The sequence below is a fragment of the Oleiphilus sp. HI0123 genome (genome assembly GCF_001635315.1).
Genome location: NZ_LWGE01001496.1, coordinates 1 through 5,089 on the forward strand (window position 1 = coordinate 1; position 5,089 = coordinate 5,089).

General features: G+C 44.9%; 5 protein-coding genes. 3 read left to right on the top strand and 2 right to left on the bottom strand.

What is annotated here, in order from left to right; translation table 11 throughout:
• Positions 1-1,558 (bottom strand): patatin-like phospholipase family protein (locus tag A3761_RS19765; protein ID WP_197473133.1); only part of this gene is annotated, 1,558 nt, incomplete at its 3' end.
• Between the two features lie 180 nt (positions 1,559-1,738).
• Here A3761_RS19765 and A3761_RS19770 point away from each other — a divergent pair.
• The 3 genes from A3761_RS19770 (at position 1,739) to A3761_RS19780 (ending at position 4,822) form a co-directional block, all read left to right on the top strand.
• Positions 1,739-2,974: a DEAD/DEAH box helicase gene (locus A3761_RS19770; protein WP_197469805.1), complete on the top strand. Its 1,236-nt coding sequence runs from the start codon at positions 1,739-1,741 to the stop codon at positions 2,972-2,974.
• Between the two features lie 5 nt (positions 2,975-2,979).
• Positions 2,980-3,954, top strand: a complete 975-nt coding sequence (locus tag A3761_RS19775) for an MBL fold metallo-hydrolase (protein ID WP_068509495.1) — start codon at positions 2,980-2,982, stop codon at positions 3,952-3,954.
• A gap of 343 nt (positions 3,955-4,297) precedes the next feature.
• A complete protein-coding gene (locus A3761_RS19780) occupies positions 4,298-4,822 on the top strand; it encodes a hypothetical protein (protein WP_068509498.1) in 525 nt (174 codons plus the stop codon).
• Between the two features lie 29 nt (positions 4,823-4,851).
• Here A3761_RS19780 and A3761_RS27955 read toward each other — a convergent pair.
• Positions 4,852-5,089 (bottom strand): HD-GYP domain-containing protein (locus A3761_RS27955; protein WP_369808237.1); only part of this gene is annotated, 238 nt, incomplete at its 5' end.

Here is a 5,089-nt window from a genome sequence, read left to right on the forward strand (position 1 = left end):
TGGAAAAGTTAAACCCCAAACCCGCCCGAAGCTGATGAATATTCTGCTCGACAGTTAAGGGAAGAACATTGAGGTCAAGTAGACGCCAGTCAACAGACTCGAAGGCATAGCGACCTAAAGTATAAAAAGTACGGGATTTTGTTAGTGGCCAATATAACTCCGTATTTAACTCAGGATCACTTCCCAGCTCTAGTTGCGAACGCCACTCTCCACCATTAACGCTTAGGTTAGTCGCGGTATAAGCCAAATCAAGATCCGTCTTTGACTGATCGGTAAAATTGGTTTCCCAGCCCAAGCCAAACTCAAGGAAGTTCGGCCCCCAATCTTTTCCTTCGGCAGTAACTATGACACTGTGCTGATCGTTCTCGGGGATTATTCTGGCATCAACTCGCTGAAACTCATCAAGGGAATATACTCGACTTAATGCCTGGTTAAGTTGACTCGGACTTAACTTCTCACCCGCTTTTAAATCCAGGTTTTCTGAAATAATACTTTGATGAGCATTGGAGTGGTTATCTATTCTAATCTGTTTAAATGCTTCTTTTTGCACACGCACCAAACGGTTTTTCACCCTCTCTTTTGCCAACAGGTAAGACTGATACTCTGCCTCCGAAAGTGACAAAGCCTGCAATGACAACAAATGATATTCAGCCGCTTCAAGACCTTCTTGTATTCCCAAGTGAAAGGTTGACCAATCAGTCGTACTCAAATTATCAATATCAGGCTTTATTAGAATATCTTCAGCCGCCAGGTGTGCCTTTTGTTTTTCAGTCGAGGCCACGGTGAGAAAGTTAGAGAGCTGCCCCAAGATAGAAAAAGTATCAGTCAAGGATTCAGGCTTAGCTAACTCATCCCCGATATCTACTGCGATAACGATATCCGCCCCCATTTGTTTCACGACATCTATTGGAACGTTATTTACCAAACCACCATCAACTAACAACTGCCCGTCCCAGTTTACAGGTGCCAACACACCAGGCACATTGGCCGAGGCTCTCATAGCACTAAGTAGGTCTCCGTGATCTAGTGTAACTTGCTCGTTGCGGCTCAGGTCGGTCGCAATTGCTCGATAAGGTATCGACAGCTGATCAAAGCTCGATAGCACCGGCACCATACCAAAGGTCTCACGTAATAGCTGCGCGGCACGCTGACCATACAACAAACCACTTGGCGAGGTAATTTGGTAATCACGCAGCCCTATATCCAAGGGTACATTAAATTGGTCTCTTTGCTTTAAGCGATAAGGTAAATCTTGACGAGGAATCGAGTCTGAGTAACCTTCCTCCCACGTAGTAGCCATCATCTTCTTCTCAATCTCTGCCGCGCTGTAACCCATGGCATATAGGCCACCTACGATCGAGCCAATACTGGTGCCCGCTATGTAATCAACAGGAATCTGCTCACGCTCTAAGGCTTTAAGCACACCAACATGAGCACCGCCTTTGGCACCACCTCCTCCCAAAGCCAAACCAATTTTGGGTCGTGCAAAAAGGCTGGTAGAAATAAGCAAAAGAATAAGGAAAACCAGGGAAAAAAGGTGAATTAGCTTGGTATTCATATATGATTTGTTCAACATTAGATTGTTAGTATTGGGAAGAAGTCTAGAGTAAAGCGCGCAATCAGATAGAATCAAGTATCTACTTGTTTATTTTAATACTTCTCGATTTCTCTCCTTTCTTCTAATAACTCTTGCTCTAATTTGGTATTATCCGCTTCACATTCGAAGAGGGTAATATTTGTGTTCAGTGAACTCGAAGACAGTTTAATTCAAGCAATAGAAGAAGCAGGTTTTAAAGAACCGACTGAAGTTCAGGAAAAAACCCTGGTTGACGCGCTCGATGGCGAAGACTTATTTGTCAGCGCTGAGACAGGTAGTGGTAAAACGGCTGCCTATCTACTCCCTACCTTCGACCAAATAATGCATGAAGAAGGCGGTGACATACTTGCCCTGGTATTGGTTCCTACACGTGAACTCGCCCAACAAGTGCTTAAGCAGGCAAAACAGCTAGCTCGCTTTACAGCACTTAAGTTGGGTCATATCGGTGGCGGTACTGACATCCACAAACAGACCGAAATCATTCAAAACCCGCCACACTTTATCGTGGCAACACCGGGGCGTTTGTCTGAATTGCTTGCCAGAGACCTGTTAGACCTTTCTTCGGTAGACATCCTGATACTTGATGAAGCAGACCGCTTACTCGACATGGGCTTTAGCGATGAGATTCTATCTATTTCAGAACACTGTCATCAACGGCGTCAAACGCAGCTCTATTCAGCAACACTAGCCAATAAAGCACTTCGAGGCCTGGCAGACCAGTTGCTAGATGAGCCAAAAGTGTATGAGCTAAACCAAACAAGCGATACTCACACATCAATTGATCAGCAAATCATCTTTGCTGACGATAACGCTCACAAATACCAACTACTATGCTGGCTACTAAGAAACGAAACATATCGTCACAGCATTGTCTTTTGTAACTCGAAAGAGCAAGTAGATCAGGTTTACCGTGTCATGCAGCAACAAGAAATTAGCGCTGGTGTATTACACGGAGACAAAGACCAGAAACAACGAAATCTCGTGATGAGCAAAATGCGCCGTAACGAGCTGAAAGTAATGGTCGCTACAGATATTGCTGCACGAGGTATTGATATTGAAGGCATGGATCTGGTGATCAACTTCGAAATGCCGAGGCGTGGTGAGATATATGTCCACCGTATAGGTCGCACCGGCAGAGCGGGCGAAAAGGGTTTAGCCATCACCCTTATTTCCGCGCCTGAATTTAACCTTATGGCCGGTATAGAGCGTTTTCTAAAGCAGACCTTCAAGCGACGTAAAGTTAAAGAGCTTGAAGGTCACTATAAAGGCCCGAAAAAACTCAAAGCTTCCGGAAAAGCGGCTGGTTCTAAGAAGAAAAAGAAAACCTCTGGAAAGAAAACAAGCGCCAAGAAAAAATCAGTTAAACGAAAGAAATAGCACAAGTGTCGACAAGCAAGCGCCCCCAACATCATCTACCAGTAGGAGGGTTTCGAAACCCTCCCGGCAGCCCAAAACGCACTAGTAGCACTTGGGAAGCAATACGCTTCTTTACCACCTTCCCCTTCGCAAATAGAATGCCTTCTATACCTGAAGGCCACATTCTGCCCAAGGAGCAAGTGGAGCAGCAATACCGCGATACACCGCAACCTAGCATCACCTGGATAGGTCATGCAGCCTTTATCCTCCGCCTAAACAACAAAGTTATCATTACCGACCCCTTCTTGAGTGAAGTTGCTGGCCTTGGTTCTTTAGGCCCCAAACGTTTTGTGCCTTCTGCATTTGACGCCAAGTCATTACCCCAAGCCGATATCATAGCCATCAGCCACAACCACTATGACCACTTAGATGACTTAGCCCTTCGAGCCTACCCCTACAAAAAAGAAACTTTAGTCATCGTACCCTTGGGCCTTAAGCGCTTCTTAACATCGCGAGGCTACAAGCGTGTTATTGAGCAAGACTGGTGGCAAGAAACACAAGTCGAAGAACTAACCATCACCACACTACCCGCCGTGCATTTCTCTGGCAGAGGCCTCTTTGATACCAACAAGACCCTATGGGCAAGCTTCAGCTTCCGCTCCAAGGAAAGAAGCATATGGTTCTCGGGCGATACAGCGAAAGGTGAGATATTCAAGGAGATAGGTGAACGGGCAGGCCCCTTCGATTTGGCCTTAATTGGTATTGGCGCCTATGAGCCAAGAAGGTATATGCGTTCTGTTCACGCGACACCTGAAGATGCCATTGAAATTGCAAGAAGTATCAAAGCACAGAAAACCATCGGCATGCATTGGGGGGCTATCATGCTGACACCTGAAGACCCATTTGAAGCCCCTCCTCGCTTTAAACAAGCCGCTATAGATCAAAGCTATGGCGATGAAAATGCTTTATTGATGAAGGTTGGAGAAACTCGAGCACTTTAATTTATCGATTTTTCCCTCATCAAGAATGGTCAATGTCTCACACGGCAAACATTGACCACTTGCAGCTTTCCACCTATTATTGCCCACATCAGGATAGTATCTCGATCTACAACAATAACAGGGAAGAGTTAGTCATAGTGAACTGCATTGAGCACTCACTATCGAAATAGAATCAAGAGCTTGATATGGCTTTTGAATTCCTATTCTCCCCCCGATAATATCGATTCAAAGAACCTGTAATAAGAAGCAAATTGGAATTTACTTTTAACGCCTTTTCGACGTTTATCGTTTTAAGATAACGGTTCGCCAAGGAGAGAGAAGGCAATTAATTCAGGAACGAATCATGTCAGTAGCAACAATTGAAGATTACGGAAACTCAGCATTAGAGCAAGACAATAAACAGATACACGACGAGCGTGCGCGTATTTTGAATATGGTCTCTCAAAAAGCGCAGGATCAGACTCTCACACTTCAAGAAACCACTGCACTATACGAAAAGTTTAACCAAACCTATACAGCATACCGGAGCACTGAACCGCAAGAGGTTGATGAAAGCTGGGCGCTGGAGTTGCTGCAAGAGAGTGAACAAGAAGAAGCCGAAAATACAACTTTTCAGACACGAATTAACGGCATTCCTCATCAAACTAAAAAAGGCTCAGGCAAGGACAACCCAGCCAACGATTCAATTTTAGTTGATAACGAAATGAAGCCAATGCTAGCTGCACCGCTAAAACAAATGACCTTCGAAGATAGAGCGTCGTTTACTCGTTCTGATGCAGCCAAACAAGACAAGGCAATGGCGACAATCATTGTTGCATCCGGTCTCGCTACTCTATCGATACTACTAGGCTTTGCCTTAGCATTCTAAGCGTAAAACCTAGTATCGTATGCGCATGCCTAATCGGCATGCGCCTCTTGAATTTTCATTAGCTCTTCTTGGGTATCGAGTAATAAATCAACCAAACGCGGCTCGAACTTAGTGCCTTTCATCTCTTTGAAGAAGTTTAATGTCTCGTCTATAGACCTAGCTTGTTTATAGCATCGACGATTCACCAGCGCATCGAACACATCTGCCACCGAAGCAATTCGCGCAAAGATATGAATATCTTCACCCGCAATACCGTTTGGATAGCCT